12 protein-coding genes are annotated in these 16,618 nt (G+C 47.9%); 1 reads left to right on the top strand and 11 read right to left on the bottom strand.

Features of this window, described 5'->3' with window-relative positions; translation table 11 throughout:
* Positions 1-46: 46 nt before the first annotated feature.
* On the bottom strand, positions 47-1,405 hold the full coding sequence (locus LC508_RS27325) for a citrate/2-methylcitrate synthase (RefSeq protein ID WP_033142646.1): 1,359 nt from the start codon (positions 1,403-1,405) through the stop codon (positions 47-49).
* Between the two features lie 209 nt (positions 1,406-1,614).
* Between LC508_RS27325 and LC508_RS27320 the strand changes: the two genes are divergently transcribed.
* Positions 1,615-1,968, top strand: a complete 354-nt coding sequence (locus tag LC508_RS27320; RefSeq protein WP_033142647.1) for an ArsR/SmtB family transcription factor — start codon at positions 1,615-1,617, stop codon at positions 1,966-1,968.
* A gap of 147 nt (positions 1,969-2,115) precedes the next feature.
* On the opposite strand, the gene LC508_RS27315 is transcribed toward LC508_RS27320, so the two are convergent.
* From LC508_RS27315 to LC508_RS27270, 10 genes are all read right to left on the bottom strand, one after another.
* Entirely contained in the window at positions 2,116-4,323 is a 2,208-nt protein-coding gene (locus LC508_RS27315; RefSeq protein WP_103732167.1) for a DNA topoisomerase III, read from the bottom strand.
* A 4-nt stretch (positions 4,324-4,327) separates the two neighbouring features.
* The gene (gene aroF / locus LC508_RS27310) at positions 4,328-5,338 is read right to left on the bottom strand and encodes a 3-deoxy-7-phosphoheptulonate synthase (RefSeq protein ID WP_033142649.1); all 1,011 of its coding nucleotides are present in this window, start codon (positions 5,336-5,338) and stop codon (positions 4,328-4,330) included.
* A 458-nt stretch (positions 5,339-5,796) separates the two neighbouring features.
* A complete protein-coding gene (locus LC508_RS27305) occupies positions 5,797-7,641 on the bottom strand; it encodes an ABC transporter ATP-binding protein (protein WP_052099620.1) in 1,845 nt (614 codons plus the stop codon).
* Complete coding sequence (locus tag LC508_RS27300; protein WP_033142650.1) at positions 7,634-9,799, bottom strand: ABC transporter ATP-binding protein; 2,166 nt, start codon at positions 9,797-9,799, stop codon at positions 7,634-7,636. Before LC508_RS27300 ends, LC508_RS27305 begins: the two co-directional genes overlap by 8 nt.
* Before the next feature lie 18 nt (positions 9,800-9,817).
* Complete coding sequence (locus tag LC508_RS27295) at positions 9,818-10,252, bottom strand: MarR family winged helix-turn-helix transcriptional regulator (protein WP_033142651.1); 435 nt, start codon at positions 10,250-10,252, stop codon at positions 9,818-9,820.
* A gap of 238 nt (positions 10,253-10,490) precedes the next feature.
* Positions 10,491-11,879: an MATE family efflux transporter gene (locus tag LC508_RS27290; RefSeq protein WP_103733035.1), complete on the bottom strand. Its 1,389-nt coding sequence runs from the start codon at positions 11,877-11,879 to the stop codon at positions 10,491-10,493.
* A gap of 18 nt (positions 11,880-11,897) precedes the next feature.
* Positions 11,898-12,785, bottom strand: a complete 888-nt coding sequence (locus LC508_RS27285) for a DMT family transporter (protein WP_103733034.1) — start codon at positions 12,783-12,785, stop codon at positions 11,898-11,900.
* A gap of 14 nt (positions 12,786-12,799) precedes the next feature.
* On the bottom strand, positions 12,800-14,020 hold the full coding sequence (locus LC508_RS27280; RefSeq protein WP_033142653.1) for an aminotransferase class I/II-fold pyridoxal phosphate-dependent enzyme: 1,221 nt from the start codon (positions 14,018-14,020) through the stop codon (positions 12,800-12,802).
* 1,041 nt (positions 14,021-15,061) lie between these two features.
* Positions 15,062-15,784 (bottom strand): ABC transporter ATP-binding protein, encoded by a 723-nt coding sequence (locus LC508_RS27275; protein WP_207727923.1) that lies wholly within the window; start codon positions 15,782-15,784, stop codon positions 15,062-15,064.
* Positions 15,784-16,617, bottom strand: a complete 834-nt coding sequence (locus LC508_RS27270; RefSeq protein WP_054352299.1) for an ABC transporter ATP-binding protein — start codon at positions 16,615-16,617, stop codon at positions 15,784-15,786. Before LC508_RS27270 ends, LC508_RS27275 begins: the two co-directional genes overlap by 1 nt.
* Between the last annotated feature and the right edge of the window lies 1 nt (position 16,618).

Below are 16,618 nucleotides of genomic sequence, written 5' to 3'. Positions count from 1 at the left end.
GGCAGCGCAGTAAATCTGCAGACCTGTCTGAACTGTCACTTTTCAGTTATCTTTCTGTCAGGACTGTATACTGCTGTGTCTCCAGTACATTTTTATAGGCCGGACGAATGATCTTGTCTGTGTTGATCAGCTCTTCCATGCGGTGCGCACTCCATCCCACGATCCTGGCAATGGCAAACATCGGTGTATATAATTCAAGCGGAAGCTCCAGCATGCTGTAAACAAATCCGCTGTAGAAGTCCACATTGGCACTGACACCTTTGTAGATATGACGCTCCTGTCCGATGATCTGAGGTGCCAGACGCTCTACCATCTCGTAAAGCTGGTAATCTTTTTGTCTTCCCTTTTCTTCTGCAAGCTGTTTTACAAACTTCTTGAAAATCTGGGCACGCGGATCTGATATGGAATATACCGCATGACCCATTCCATAAATCAGACCTCTCTTGTCAAAGGCTTCTTTATGGAGCAGTTTTCTGAGGTATTCGGAAACCTCTTCCTCGTCCTTCCAGTCCTTTACATGCTTCTTCATATCGTCAAACATGCGTACAACTTTAATGTTGGCTCCGCCGTGTTTCGGACCTTTTAAGGAACCGAGAGCCGCCGCAATGGCAGAATAGGTATCTGTTCCCGAGGAGGAAACCACATGCGTGGTAAAGGTAGAGTTATTACCGCCGCCGTGCTCCATATGCAGCACCAGGGCCAAATCCAGAATGGTTGCTTCAAACGGCGTATACTTCTTATCCGGACGCAGCATTAAAAGAATGTTCTCTGCTGTGGACAGTTCCTTTTTCGGATGATGTATATATAAACTCTTGTTCTGGTTATAATGGCGGTGCGCCTGATATCCGTAAACGGACAGCATCGGGAAAATACTGATAAGATTGATGCATTGACGGAGTACATTGGGAAGTGATATGTCCTCCGGGTTCGTATCGTAGGAATATAAGGTTAGAACACTCCTTGAAAGGGTATTCATCATGTCCCTGCTGGGAGCTTTCATGATAACATCACGGACAAAATTCCGTGGCAGACATCTCTGGTCGCCCAGTATCTTGCAGAAATCATCTAACTGCTGCTGTGTCGGCAGTGTTCCGAATAACAGCAGGTATGTAGCTTCTTCAAATCCAAAGCGTTTCTCCTGGAGAAATCCTTTAGTCAATTCTTCAATGTTGATTCCTCTGTAGTACAGCTCACCTTCGCAGGGAACTGATTTTCCATCCTCTTCTTTGCTGGAGACTATATTGGATATCTGTGTCAGTCCGGCAAGAACGCCTTTTCCGTTGATATCACGCAGGCCTCGCTTTACATCATACTTCGCATAGAGGGACACATCCATCTTGCTGTGATCCTCGCAAATCTTTGTAAGGGCTTCGATTTCAGGTGTTACTTTCATATTAAATCCCATTTTAGATTCCCCCTTGTTCTTTTATCTTCATCGCTTTAGCATAACGATATTTTACCATAAGAAAAGGTCCGTAACAAGAAAAATTTTTCTAAACATTCTATAAATTTATCAGACAGTAACTGTTCCGGCATAACTATGTTTTTGCATTGTATACTTGCAGAAAAGGATTTTTTCCTTTAAACTAAAGGAATGAAAGGAATGGTTCGCTTATGAAAATGGATGAAACTGTAGATGTGTGTGATTGCGTGCATAAGCATGATCATATACAAAAAAAAGTAATACCGGACGAGACTACATTGTATGGGCTGGCGGATCTGTTCAAGGTTTTCGGGGATCCTACCAGGATTCGGATTTTGTATGCTTTGTCGGCCGGGGAATTGTGTGTCTGTGATATTGCTTCGGTGCTGAATATGACGCAGAGTGCGATTTCGCATCAGCTTCGGGTGTTGAAGCAGATTAAGCTGGTAAAATTCCGGAGGGAGGGGAAGACGGTTTATTATTCTTTGGCGGATGCGCATGTGGAGACTATACTTAGTCAGGGGTTGGAGCATGTGCAGGAGTAGGGGTGTATCTGACTGCGAGGGCGGATATTGGTGAAGGCTGCTGTTGGCGGGAGCTGTGGAAAAGTGGGAATATAAATGAGTAACTATATGAAACTGGCGGTATCCCGGCTGCTTGTTTGCAGGCAGGGGATACCGCCGGTTGTATGATTATAGTTTTAGTTTGGCGAAGGCATCGGCGAAGGCGTTGTTTAGGGGTTCGGAGGCTTCTTTTTTTTGCTTGGTGAGGTATTTCTGGACATCTTTTTTGGAGACGCCGGCGCCTTCTTTTTCACGGCGTGATTGGAAGGAGGAGAGTTTTTCTTTGTAGCCGCAGGGGCAGATAAAGGTCTCCTCCTTGCCTTTTACATAGAGCTCCATGCGTTTGTGGCATTTGGGGCAGCGGGCATTGGTGGTACGGGAAATGGTTTCACGGTGGCCGCATTCACGGTCCTGGCAGACCAGGAGTCTGCTGTTTTTGCCGTTTACGGAGAGCATGCGTTTGCCGCAGACAGGACATTTGGTGTTGGTCAGGTTATCATGGCGGAAGGTGCCGTCTCCTGTCTTGATCTCCCGGATGATGTCCTGGGTATAGTCTTTGATGTCGGAGAGGAAGGCGTCTTTTTTCAGCCTGCCGTCTGCGATCCTGGAAAGTTTCATCTCCCAGTCTGCTGTCAGCTCCGGTTTTTTCAGGTCCTCAGGTACCAGCTCCAGAAGCTGTTTTGCTTTGGAGGTGATGTATATGTCTTTGCCTCGTTTTTCCATCAGGAAGGTGTTGAAAAGTTTATCAATGATATCCGCACGGGTGGCAACGGTTCCAAGGCCGCCTGTCTCGCCCAGTGTTTTGGCTGCTTTGGCGTCATGGCTTTCCATGAACTTAATGGGATTTTCCATGGCGGAGAGCAGGGTTGCCTCGTTGAAATGAGCCGGGGGTTTTGTTTTTCCTGTGGTCAGCTCCGCTTTGGATGCTGGGAAGGTGTCACCTTTTTTCACGGTTGGGAGAGTTTGGTCTTTCAGGGACGGTTCCTGGCTTCCCGTGTATTCCTCCTCGTCATCCTCATCGGACCAGCCGCTTTCATAGGCTTCTTTCCAGCCCGGACTTTTTACTATTTTGCCTTTTGCGAGAAAACACTCCCCTGCGGCCTGGGCTTTCACGGTTGTCTGCTCGTATTCAAAAGGCGGCATGAGTACACTTAGAAAACGGCGCACCACCAGGTCATAGATTTTGCGCTCCTCGTTTGTCATGTGATCTAACTGGACAAATTGTTCTGTGGGGATGATGGCATGATGGTCGCTTACCTTTTTGTCATCCACAAAGGATTTGCTGGCTTTTATGGGTTTCATGGAGAGGCTGCCCGCAAGTTTGCGGTAGGGACCTACTGCACAGGCTTTCAGCCTTTCTTTCAGGGTTCCGACCACGTCGCTTCCGATGTAGCGGGAATCTGTTCTCGGATACGTGAGGACTTTGTGGTTCTCATACAGGCGCTGCATAATGTTCAGAGTCTCTTTTGCGGAGAGGCCGAATTTTTTATTTGCATCTCTCTGAAGCTCAGTCAGATCGTAAAGGCCCGGCGCAAAGGTCTTTTTTGCAGTCTTGTCTACGGATTCTATGGTAAGGGAGCCTGCCTTGACCTGTTTTAACAGGGTTTCCATCTTCTCCTGCTGGAAGGAACGGCAGGAACCGCTCTTTTTGTCCTGCCAGGTAAAATGAACGCCTCCGGCAAGTACAGTCATGCCGTAGTAATCCACGGGTTTGAAGTTTCTGATCTCCTCCTCGCGTTTTGCTATCATGGCAAGGGTCGGCGTCTGGACACGTCCGCAGGAAAGCTGGGCATTGTATTTGCAGGTCAGGGCTCTTGTGGCATTGATTCCCACCAGCCAGTCAGCCTCCGCACGGGAAACTGCTGCTGCGTACAGATTATTGTAGTCCCTGCCGTCTCTTAAATGGGCAAAGCCGTCACGGATCGCCTTGTCTGTGACAGAGGATATCCACAGACGTTTGATGGGTTTTCGGCAGTTTGCTTTTTCCAGGATCCATCTGGCAACCAGCTCGCCCTCACGCCCCGCATCGGTGGCAATGATGATCTCTCCCACGTCGTTTCTGTAAAGCTGTGTTTTCACTGCATTGTACTGTTTGGCTGTCTGTTTGATCACCACAAGCTCCATTTTCTTTGGAATCATGGGGAGATGCTCCATTTTCCACTCCCTGTACTTTTTGTCATAGCCTTCCGGGTCGTCTAAAGTGACCAGGTGGCCCAGGGCCCAGGTCACAATGTATTTGTCACCCTCCATAGTGCCGTTTAACTTTTTTCCGCATTTCAGCACCCTGGCAATATCCCGGGCGACGGACGGTTTTTCTGCTAAAACTAATGATTTCATGAAATTACATTACCTTTCCAAAAAATTCTGTTGTCTTCTTCACTTTCTGCATTATATCGTCAAACATGGCTGGTGTCAAAGACTGCATACCGTCACACAGCGCTTTTTCCGGATTATTGTGTACTTCGATCATGACGCCGTCGGCTCCCGCCGCAATCGCTGCCATGGTAAGGGGCTCTACCATGAAACGGATTCCCGCCGCATGGCTTGGGTCTATGATGACCGGCAGATGCGTCTTTTTCTTCAGCATGGGAATCGCGGAAATATCCAGGGTATTCCTCATGGAAGTCTCGAATGTGCGGATACCTCTCTCACAGAGAATCACATTCTCATTGCCTCCTGCCATAATATATTCTGCGCTCATGAGCAGTTCATCCAGGGTATTCGCCATGCCGCGTTTGAGGAGAATGGGCTTTTTCAACTTTCCGAGCTCTTTCAGAAGCTCAAAGTTCTGCATATTTCTGGTGCCGACCTGGATCACATCCACATCCTCAAATAATTCCAGATGGCCCAGACGCATGATCTCCGTGACAATGGGAAGTCCGGTCTGTTTCTTGGCTTCTAAAAGCAGCCTCAATCCCTCGTCTCCCAGTCCCTGGAAAGAGTAGGGGGAGGTTCTGGGCTTAAATGCGCCGCCTCTTAAGAGTCCTGCACCTGATTTTTTTACATCCTCGGCCACCTCGATCATCTGCTCCCTGGTTTCCACAGAACACGGCCCTGCAATGACCTGGAAATTCCCGCTGCCAATCTTTCTTCCGCACACATCGATCACCGTGTCATCCGGGTGCATGCTTCTGTTGGCTTTCTTGTACGGCTCCTTAATTCTTTTTACCGACTCCACCACTTCCAGCGCCTGAAACTGGTCCTCCTGCAGTTCTGTGGTATCACCGATCAGGCCGATCAGTGTGGTATCCAGCCCTTCGGACATGTGAAGCTTCAGTCCTCTGTCAAGGAGGTTTTTCTTCAGCTCCTCCACCTTTCTCTCGTCCGCGCCCTTTTTCAGTACAATGATCATAATGCATTTCCTCCATTTCTTCTCTTCAGATATCTGACTCCTGTTCCGGAAAATCATTTCCCAATGAACACAAAAAACCGATGTCTGCTACGCGCAAACACCGGTCTGATTCCACTATCTTTCAATATTTTAAAAGACTTTATGAAACAGATGTTTTACCGTAGCAAAATGAACCTGCGTTATAAAAATAACCCAGAAAGCCAAAATAATATGCTTTTGTCCAAACGTTCATTTCTGCTGTCATAATAAAACCTCTATCTCACTTTGTTATTCCCAATAATACTACCCGGCGGCTGCTTTGTCAATCATTTTATATCAGATTATTTTATCAATTTAAAGTGTAACGGTTTAAATTGCAAGCGCAGCCCGAAAATAAAAGAACCCCTGGCAGGGAACGGCTCTTTCCGTTCCTGCCAGGAGTCCTCCCACCGCCGGGACCGCTCATAAAAATCAGCGTTTTACATTGCCTCAGCTCTCTCAAACTGGCTGTTGTACAGATTCGCATAAAATCCGTCTGCTGCCAGCAGCGATTCATGGGTTCCCTGCTCAATGATATCTCCGTCTTTCATCACAAGGATCAAATCCGCGTCACGTATGGTAGAAAGCCGGTGCGCGATCACAAAGCTGGTTCTGCCCTTCATCAGGTTATCCATAGCCTTCTGTATACGCTCCTCTGTCCTGGTATCCACAGAGGATGTAGCCTCATCCAGGATCAGTATCCGGTTGTCCGCCAGAATTGCCCTTGCTATGGTCAGAAGCTGCTTCTGTCCCTGGGAAATGTTGTTTGTCTCCTCATTCAGCACCATCTGGTAGCCGCCGGGCTGTGACATGATGAAGTGGTGGGCATGCGCCGCTTTCGCCGCAGCGATAACCTCCTCATCCGTGGCGTCCAGCCTGCCGTAACGGATATTTTCCATGATCGTTCCGTGGAACAGCCAGGTATCCTGCAGCACCATGCCGAACAGTTCCCGCAGTTCACTTCTGTTAAAGTCTTTGATATTATGGCCGTCGATCAGGATCTCACCGGAATTGACGTCGTAGAACCGCATCAGCAGTTTGATCATGGTCGTCTTGCCGGCACCTGTCGGGCCGACGATTGCCACCTTCTGCCCCGCTTTTACAGATGCGGAGAAATCATGGATAATGATTTTGTTCGGATCATATCCAAAGGAAGTGTGGCAGATTTCCACATTGCCGTCAATATGGCTTACATCTGCAGGGTTTTCCACAATCTGCTCTTCCTCCGGGACATCCAGAAATTCAAAGACCCTCTCGGATGCGGCGGCTGAAGACTGCAGCATATTCGTCACCTGGGCAATCTGCTGGATGGGCTGGGTAAAGTTTCTGATGTACTGGAAAAATGCCTGCACATCGCCCACTTCAATCCTGTTCTTAATAACCATGAATCCGCCCAAAAGGGCAACCATCACATATCCCAGATTTCCCACAAACTGCATGATAGGCATCATCATGCCGGAGAAAAACTGGGAGCGCCATGCAGAGCTGTACAGCTTCTCATTGGTCTTCTCAAATTCATTGATCACGGATTCCTCTTTGTTGAAGGCTTTCACAACGTTATGTCCGCTGTAGATCTCCTCCACCTGCCCGTTTACTTCACCCAGGTACTTCTGCTGCGCCTGGAAATATTTCTGTGAATGTTTCATGACCTTGCTGATGATCGCCATGGAAACAGGCAGGATCAGCAGGGCTGCCAGCGTCATCCACACATTGATGCTCAGCATCATCACCAGCACACCGACCAAGGTGGTGCAGGACGTGATGAGCTGGGTCACGCTCTGGTTGATACCCATCTGCAGGGTATCCACATCGTTGGTGATCCTGGAAAGGATCTCTCCGTGGGTCCTGCTCTCAAAATATTTCATGGGAATTCTGTTGATCTTCTCGGAAATATCTTTTCTCAGGTTATAAGTTACATCATTTGAGATTCCCGTCATAATAAATCCCTGGATAAAGGACAACAGGGCACTTACCAGGTACAGGCAGAGACATCCCAAAAGGATCTGGACAATTTTATCGAAATTAATTCCGCTGCCGCCGTTTATCTTGGACACCAGTCCGTTAAACAGTTCCGTGGTAGCCTTTCCTAAAATCTTCGGCCCCACAATATTAAATACCGTACCGCCCACAGCAAACAGGATCATCAGCATCAGGCGGAACTTATACCGCTCCATGTATTTCACCAGGCGTTTCATGGCGCCTTTAAAATCTTTTGCCTTCTCGCCCGGCATTCCTTTTCCGTGACCACCCATCGGCCCTCTCGGTCTTCTCGCAGTATTACTCATTAGCCAATTCCTCCTCCGACAGCTGTGACATGGCAATCTGACGATATACCTCACAGGATTTCAAAAGCTCTTTATGGGTTCCCTGACCGACCACGCGTCCCTCATCCAGAACGAGGATCCGGTCTGCATGTAAAATGGTACTGATACGCTGTGCAACGATGAGAGTCGTGGCATCTTTTGTCTCTTTCTTCAGTGCGCGTCGAAGCACCACATCTGTCTTATAGTCAAGGGCAGAAAAACTGTCGTCAAAAATGTAAATCTCCGGCCGTTTGGCAATGGCCCTGGCAATGGAGAGACGCTGTTTCTGTCCGCCGGATACATTGGTACCGCCCTGGGCGATCTCTGATTCCATCTTCTCCTCTTTTTCCTGTATGAAATCCCAAGCCTGAGCCACTTCTGCTGCACGCTGAACCTCTGCTTCCGAAGCATCCTCTTTTCCGTAGCGGATGTTGGAATCAATGGTACCTGAGAAGAGCACACCCTTCTGCGGCACATAACCGATGCGGTCACGCAGCTCTGTGAGTTTCATATCACGCACATCCACGCCATCCACCAGAATCCGGCCTGATGTCACGTCAAAGAATCGCGGTATGAGGTTCACCAGCGTACTCTTGCCGCTTCCTGTACTTCCGATAAATGCCACTGTTTCCCCCTTATGGGCTGAAAAATCAATATCAGTAAGCGTCTCCTCATCAGCACCCGGATATGAGAATCCCACATGCTCGAAACGCACCTCACCTTTTGCCCCTTTGTCCGGCAGTGCTCCTGCATCGCCGTCCAGGATGGAAACCTTGGTGTCCATCACCTCATTGATACGTTTTGCCGCAACGCTTGCCCTTGGCAGCATAATGGACATCATGGTGATCATCAGGAATGACATGATGATCTGCATGGCATACTGCATAAACGCCATCATATTTCCCACCTGCATGGTTCCGTTGTCCACCGCATGGGCTCCGTTATAGACAATGAGAATGGTGATACCGTTCATAATAAGCATCATGGCAGGCATCATAAATGTCATACAGCGATTGACAAACAGGTTTGTCTTCGTAAGCCTGTCATTGGCCTTTTCAAAACGCTCCTCCTCGTGTTTCTCACGGCTGAAGGCCCGGATAACCGGAATACCTGTCAGGATTTCCCTGGAAACCAGGTTCAGCTCATCGATCAGATACTGCAGTTTTGTAAACTTTGGCATAGCGATCTTAAAGAGCAGCCCCACCAGAACCATGATCGCCGCTACTGCCACACCGAGGATCCAGGTCATGGATGCGTCTGTCTGCAGTACCTTTAACACACCGCCGATGCCCAAGATCGGCGCATAGAGTACGATCCTGAATATCATAGCAAACACCTGCTGCACCTGCTGTATATCGTTTGTACTTCTGGTGATCAGAGAAGCTGTGGAGAAATGATTCAGCTCCTCACCGGAAAAGGATATGACCTTGCGGTACACACCGTTTCTCAAATTCCGTCCCAGTATTGCCGCCACCCTGGCTGACAAAAATGTAACGGAAATGGCAGCTATCATTATGACAAGCGCCAGCCCCAGCATTTTAAGGCCTGACATCAGAATGTAGCGGATCTGCATCTGGTCCACATCGATTCCCTGGCCTTCGTACTCCAGTTCTACATACTGTACAGCCGCCTGTGTCACAATGGAATCCGGCATATCTTTCATACCTGAGGTCATGGCATCCATCATTTTCAGAAGCTGTTCTTTCGGCATCTGCGAAAATACCTGGAACAGGTCCGCATCCTCGGGAAGCTGCATTTTTTCCCTGATCTGCTTTACCTGGTCCCCGCCCTCTTCCAGACCTTCCACAGCCATCATGGGCATACCGAAAATGCTGTTCAGCTTTTCTCTCTTATCTGCGTCAATTTCTTTTAATTCGTAAATATCACCTTTTAAGGTATAGGCATCTTTGACTGTCTCCACATCTTTCTCTTCCATGAACAGAAAGAGTTTATCCATGGACTCCTCCCGGATTTTTTCCGGAACGCCGTCCTCAATTCCCTTCTGCTGGATACCTATGTTGACGATCTTAGATGTGTAATCCGGCAGAGCCAGGTCACAATTCGCCTGAAGGAATAAAAGAGCAATGATCAGCACAATATAGTACCAGCGCTCTTTCATGTAATGAAACATTTTTATCATGGTGTCACTCCTTTTAGTTTATTTGGTTTGTTCCAGATTCTCGATCATCTGCTTGAAAAACCGTTTCATAAGACAAATCTCGCTCTCTGAAAAGCCGCGGAAAATGGCATTTTCGCTGTCTTCCACCATTTTCTGAACATTTTCATTGAGTTCACGTCCCTTGGGGCTGAGATAAATGCGGCTCATGCGCTGGTCCTTCTCATCCGCCCTGCGGATAATAAGCCCTGACTTCTCCATCCTTTTAATGGAGACTGCCACAGTCGGAGGTTTTATCTTCATCTCCTCCGAAATCTGCCGCTGGCTCAATCCTTCTTTTTTTCCCAGCAGATGAAGCATCGGCACCTGCCTGGGATGCACATCCATCTCCCGCAGCGCCTCATAGGCCCTGCCAAAATACATATGGGTTGTTTTTATAAACAGACTCTGCAGGCTGTCTTCATTACCACACATCATTTCTTCCGCCTCCCTTCTCATTAGTTAGTCGACTAACTTAGTTTATCCCAACATTTATCATTTTTCAATATAAAGCTTTATATTTTATCCTTTTTTTATAATTTCTTTATCTTATTTTATTAGCCGGCTAATCTTTTTGTTACACCGGAGAATTAAAAAAAGCCGAAAAAAGGCACCGTGCGGATGACTTTTTCGTCAATCGCACGATGCACTTTTGTAAATGCCACTCTTTTCTTCGTCATGCTTTTTCTCTGGAAAGCGCAGGCCACATAATACACAGCATAGTAACAAAACAGGCAGTACCGCCGATAAAATTAGAGATGGGTTCCGCTAAAAATACACCGTTCACCCCAAGGTCTGCCACGTGGGGCAGAATGAGGGTGAGGGGCACCACGATCACTGCCTTCCTGAGCAGGGAAAAGAAGATTGCCTGCTTTGCCTTTCCAAGCCCGGTAAAGACAGTCTGACCGGAAAACTGCAGGGACATGAAGCAGAATCCAAAGAAATAAATCCTCATGGCATGGACACCTGCCTCCATCAGCTCCCCGCTTCCATTGAAAATAGCAATAAAGGCGCCGGGCACCAGCATGGTGAGGATCCAGACCACCGTGGTATAGCCGATACAGATCACGGACATGAATTTGATTCCCTGCTTCACCCGGCTGTATTTTCCCGCGCCGTAATTAAAGCCTATTACGGGCTGGGCCCCCTGGGTAAATCCATTGACCGGGACGCTTAAGACCTCCCTCACGGAATTGATAATGGTCATAACTCCAACATAGATATCCCCGCCAAAATTCTGCAGGGTGACATTGCAGACAATCTGCACCATACAGTTGGTAGCCTGCATGATAAAGCCGGACAGCCCAAGAGCCAGAATGTCCTTTACATAGGACAATTTCAGTCTCATACATCCTGCCCTGAGACGAAGAAGTGTCCTTGGTCCGGTCAGGAAACGAACGATCCACAGAGCTGACACCGCCTGGGAGATGACCGTGGCGATTGCCGCCCCGCGCACGCCCATGTGGAATAAAAAAATGAACACAGGGTCCAGCACAATATTGATCACAGCGCCGATCAGCACGGTCAGCATACCGATCCTGGCAAATCCCTGACAGTTGATAAATCCATTCATCCCCATACTGATCATGACAAATACACTGCCCAGCAGATATATACTGATGTAATCGTCCGCATATGGGAAAGTAGCCTCACTTGCGCCCAGCGCATATAGAAGAGGCCGTTTTACCGCAAGCCCCAGAATAATAATAAGGATACCGGCAATGACCACCAGGGCAAACGCGTTGCCCATGATCACTTCCGCTTTGTCATCCTCCTGTTTTCCTCTCGCAATGGAGCAGAGCGGCGGCCCGCCGGTTCCGATCAGAAAGGCAAATGCCATGACAACCGTAATGATCGGAAAGGAAACCCCCACACCGGTCAGCGCCGAGGAATCCGCCCCCGGGATTCGTCCTATGTACATTCGGTCTACAATACTATAGAGCACGTTGATGAACTGCCCCACCATAAGCGGCAGAGAAAGTCTTAAAATATTCCCGGGGATACTGCCCCGGGAAAAATCATGCTCCTCATTATGTGCCTCATGCAGTTTTTTTATCCATTGCATTCTTTCCTACACTTCCTTTCACCGGGAACGGCCCATAGCCCCTGCGTTTCCCAGCTTTCCCGTATTATACAGATACATCCAGACTGCCATGGCACAGATGATCAAATATCCCAGGATACTGAGCACGTCCGGCACCTGTGAAAACAGGATAAAGCCCAGAACTGCCGAAAAAATAACCTGAGAATAATCATAAACCGAAATCTCCTTGGCAGGCGCAAAACAATAAGCGGCTGTAATGGAAAACTGCCCCCCTGCCGCCGCTGCTCCCGCCAGAAGCAGATACAAAAGCTGCATATGGCTCATGGGATGGTAGAAGAAAAGCAGATACGGAAGCGTCACCAGACAGGAAAAACAGGAAAAGAAAAACACAATAAACGGCCCTTTCTCTCCCCTGCCTCCCAGCACGCGCACCATAGTATAAGCCAACCCTGCCGCCATTCCCCCTGCAAGTCCAATAAGGGCAGGCAGAAAGCTCATTCCCGTCCCCGTAGGCTTAACGATCATAAGACTTCCCGCAAAGGCCAGGATCACAGCTCCCACCTGCAGTTTATTCGGTTTTTCTTTCAGCAGGAACAGACTGAAGATTATGGCAAAAAACGGGGACATCTTATTGAGCATGGAGGCATCTGCCAGCACCAGATGATCCACCGCGTAAAAATTACATAAAATACCTGCTGTGCCGAAAACCGCACGGCACAGCAGATATTTCATATTTCCTTTTTTTCCTGAATACCAGGCTTTATTTTTTATCAGTATGGAACCTGCAAAGGCTGCTGCCACCAGATTCCTGAAAAAACTCTTCTGCACAGACGGCAGGTCCCCTGACAGACGCACAAAGGTGTTCATCAGCGCAAAACAGAAGGCTGCCATGAGAATGCAGAGAATTCCCTTTTGTCTCTGTTTCATTCTATCTGCCTCTTTCAGAGTTTCTGATGATAACCGTCCAGGAAATCAGCCAGTTTATTGGCTGCACTTTTCAGTTGTTCCAGATTCGGCAGATACACAATACGGAAATGATCCGGCTCTCCCCAGTTAAATCCTTTTCCATGAGTCAGAAGCACCTTCTTCTCTTTCAAAAAGTCCAGGACAAACTTCTCATCATCCAAAATATGAAAACGCTTTGTATCTATTTTCGGAAAAATATAGAAAGCCGCTTTTGGCTTCACAGCCGACAGACCGGGAATATCATTGACTGCCTTGTAAATATATTCCCTCTGCTCATAGATGCGCCCTCCCGGCTGCAGGTATTCCTGTACACTCTGAAAACCGCCCAGGGCTGTCTGTACAATGGACTGTGCCGGAACATTGGAGCAGAGACGCATGTTGGACAGCATATTCAGCCCTTCGATATATCCCTTTGCCCTCTCTTTCGGCCCGCTTAAGACCATCCAGCCGCAGCGGAATCCGGCCACCATGTGGGATTTTGAAAGGCCGTTCATGGTAACACAGAACACGTCCGGTGCCAGGGCAGCGATGGAATGATGCACCACCCCGTCCATGGTCAGGCGGTCATAGATTTCATCAGAGAAAATCATCAGATCATGCTCTCTTGCCAGCGCAGCGATCTCCTCCAGCACTTCCTTGGGATAGACAGCTCCCGTCGGATTGTTTGGATTGATGATCACAATGGCTTTTGTCTTATCCGTAATCTTGCTGCGCATATCCTCAATATCCGGATACCAGTCTGCCTGTTCATCACAGATATAATGCACAGCCTTTCCTCCTGCCAGCGTCACACAGCCGGTCCACAGCGGGTAATCCGGGGAAGGTACCAGAATCTCATCCCCGTCATCAATAAGCCCCTGAGTCACCATGTTGATAAGCTCGCTGACACCATTCCCTGTATAGATGTCTTCCAGGGCCACGTCTTTTATGTTCTTGATCTGACAGTACTGCATGATCGCTTTTCTGGCAGCAAATATCCCATGGGAATCTGAATATCCCTGAGAGTCCCGGAGTGTGTAGATCATATCCAGTATCACTTCCTCCGGTGCTTTGAAACCAAAGGGTGCCGGATTTCCTATGTTTAATTTCAGCACATCAATGCCGCTCTCCTGCATCCGGTTGGCCTCATCCAGCACCGGTCCCCGGACATCATAGCAGACGTTGTCTAATTTTGAAGATTTATCAAAAGTTCTCATGTTATTCTCCTCTCCGCTTTTCCCATTCTATTCCTGTGGGATCGTGATTTATGTTATATTGCACTGCAGATGTTATTGTTGAAAATTTTATCACTTCGCCGTGGAAAACGCAAGCGGCATGATGCTTTTTATATGGTAAATAGTGCTGTGTTGACTGCCGGTTAGAAGGGATATATACCCGGACGCCGAACCTGGCCGCAGGCTTCCCCGCACGGACGGGAGCAGAGAACTTACAAGCTAATGCGTAAGCCGCACTAAGTTCATCGCCTTAGGGCTCTTCACTAAGTGCTTGCTAACGCATGGATCTTGTAAGCTTCTCTGGACGCTCCTAAACGCCCGTGCGGGGAAGCCTGCGGCCAGGTTCGGCTGACTTTGTATGTGGAACAGTTGATAAGTGGGAAATAATTGGAACACGAAAAATGTTGCGAACTGCATTGGAGATCCTGCCGGATAAATTCCTGATAACAGGACAGAATAATGCTCATTCTTTTTTATGACTTCATATAAGTTTGGTATTTCGATATGATATGGTATGTAAATTCGGAATCATTTTAATGGCGAATTTAAGCTGCTACAAATAAATGAGTTTATCATTTAAGAAATTATAGGTAAATATAAGAGACTTTTAAAATGTAATTCCAGATATTGCATATGATTTTTTTACTTAAGACAAAAATTATGGGTAAATTATTATGATTCTTGTCAAAACCTCTTTATTATTACATATAGCCCTGATATTTCTATTGAACTTATAGGTAAATACAGGAAATTTCTTTTTCATGCAGTTTATAATCTATTTCGTGGCACAGTTATTCTGGAGGTATATTCCCATATTGAAAAACAGGCGGGCCTGGTCATAAGCTTCCCTGTACGGGCGTTTAGGAGCGCTTAGAGAATCTTACGAGATCCACACGCTAGCAAGCACTTAGTGAAGAGCCCTAAGGCGATGAACTTAGTGCGGGTTGCGTGTTAGCTCGGAAGTTCTCTGCTCCCGTCCGTACAGGGAAGCTTATGACCAGACCCGGCGTCCGCCAAATGCCGTTATACCTCCACATCCAATGTTGCCGCCATCAGCTCCTTTGTATAATCAGCCTTCGGACTGGCAAATACCTCCTCCACATTCCCTTCTTCCACAATCTTGCCATCTCTCATCACCATAACCCTGTCACACATCTGATAGATCACATTCAGATCATGAGAGATGAAAAGAACGGAAAACTTCATCTCTTCCTGTAGTTTTATGATCAGTTCCATGATCTGCCGCTGAATGGTAACATCCAGGGCTGACACCGGCTCATCCGCAATGATGAACTGTGATCCCTGGAGAAGAGAAACCGCGATACTCACTCTCTGCCGCTGGCCGCCGGATAATTCCCGGGGACGGCGTTTCAGGTGTTCTTTGGAAAGCCCTGTCTTTTCTGCCATGGCAAGGACTTTCCTGCGCCGCTCCTCTTTTGGTATTTTCTGCATGCGCAGCGGCTCCTCCAGGATCCATGCCACACGTTTTGAAGGGTTGAGGGAGGAATAGGGGTCCTGGAAGATCATCTGGGGATTCCGGGTGTGATGTATGATCTCACCATCCTGCACTTTTACAAATCCCAGGATTGCTTTGGAGAGTGTGGTTTTTCCGCATCCGCTCTCTCCGACCAGACCCAGGATCTCGTTTTTATGGACCGTAAAATCAATGTCCTTCAGCACCTGCTGTTCTTTTTTGCCTTCACGGTAAGATGCACTTACGTGTTTTACTTCCAGTACAGGTTCCATTATGCCCCGCCCCTTTCCTGTTTTGCTGCTGACCGCCTTCTGAGAGAAGTTCTTCTGGTTGGTATGGCTGCCAGGAGTTTTTTTGTATATTCCATGGAAGGATGCTCAAATATCTCCTGCACACTTCCCTGTTCCACAGCTTTTCCCCGGTTCATGACAATAACACGGCTGCATAGATGACGGATAACACCCAGGTCATGGGAGATAAAGAGAATTGCGGTTCCCTGTTCCCTGTTGATTTTCTGAAGGAGCTTTAAGATCTGGGCCTGTATGGTCACATCCAGTGCTGTGGTGGGCTCATCCGCAATCAGAAGCTTGGGCCCCATCACAAGAGCTGCCGCGATCATGACACGCTGACGCATGCCGCCTGAGAGCTGATGGGGATATTTGTCATACAGAAGCTCCGGATTGGGAAGCTCCACGTTTTTCATCATCTGAAGTGCCTTTTCTTTTCGTTCCCGGGCACTGAAATGGCTGTGAATCCGCATGGCTTCCTCCACCTGCTCTCCGATTGTCATGACCGGATTCAGGGATGTCATGGGTTCCTGGAAGATAATGCCGATCTCTCTGCCCCGTATTTTCCACAACTCTTCTTTTTGCATCTTCAGAATATCTCTGCCCTGAAACAAAATCTCTCCTCTGGGCATTTTGGCATGTTCGCCCAAAAGACCCATGACAGAAAGGGCCGTCTGCGTTTTGCCTGAACCGGATTCCCCTACGATTCCCAGTATTTCCCCTTCCTCCATGGAAAAAGAAATGTTCTCCACAATTTTTGTGGGCGGTACGGTATCATGAAATTCAATTGCCAGATTTTTTATTTCCAGTAATGCCATA

The organism is Blautia parvula, assembly GCF_020215665.1.
GTDB lineage: Bacteria > Bacillota > Clostridia > Lachnospirales > Lachnospiraceae > Blautia > Blautia celeris.
This window is presented reverse-complemented; position numbering and strand designations above follow the sequence as displayed.

Excerpts from the sequence above, each read along its gene's own strand:
- LC508_RS27325 (WP_033142646.1), bottom strand. The coding sequence starts at position 1,405 with ATGGGATTTAATATGAAAGTAACACCTGAAATCGAAGCCCTTACAAAG.
- LC508_RS27320 (WP_033142647.1), top strand. The coding sequence starts at position 1,615 with ATGAAAATGGATGAAACTGTAGATGTGTGTGATTGCGTGCATAAGCAT.
- LC508_RS27315 (WP_103732167.1), bottom strand. The coding sequence starts at position 4,323 with ATGAAATCATTAGTTTTAGCAGAAAAACCGTCCGTCGCCCGGGATATT.
- aroF (WP_033142649.1), bottom strand. The coding sequence starts at position 5,338 with ATGATCATTGTACTGAAAAAGGGCGCGGACGAGAGAAAGGTGGAGGAG.
- LC508_RS27305 (WP_052099620.1), bottom strand. The coding sequence starts at position 7,641 with ATGAGTAATACTGCGAGAAGACCGAGAGGGCCGATGGGTGGTCACGGA.
- LC508_RS27300 (WP_033142650.1), bottom strand. The coding sequence starts at position 9,799 with ATGATAAAAATGTTTCATTACATGAAAGAGCGCTGGTACTATATTGTG.
- LC508_RS27295 (WP_033142651.1), bottom strand. The coding sequence starts at position 10,252 with ATGATGTGTGGTAATGAAGACAGCCTGCAGAGTCTGTTTATAAAAACA.
- LC508_RS27290 (WP_103733035.1), bottom strand. The coding sequence starts at position 11,879 with ATGCAATGGATAAAAAAACTGCATGAGGCACATAATGAGGAGCATGAT.
- LC508_RS27285 (WP_103733034.1), bottom strand. The coding sequence starts at position 12,785 with ATGAAACAGAGACAAAAGGGAATTCTCTGCATTCTCATGGCAGCCTTC.
- LC508_RS27280 (WP_033142653.1), bottom strand. The coding sequence starts at position 14,020 with ATGAGAACTTTTGATAAATCTTCAAAATTAGACAACGTCTGCTATGAT.
- LC508_RS27275 (WP_207727923.1), bottom strand. The coding sequence starts at position 15,784 with ATGGAACCTGTACTGGAAGTAAAACACGTAAGTGCATCTTACCGTGAA.
- LC508_RS27270 (WP_054352299.1), bottom strand. The coding sequence starts at position 16,617 with ATGGCATTACTGGAAATAAAAAATCTGGCAATTGAATTTCATGATACC.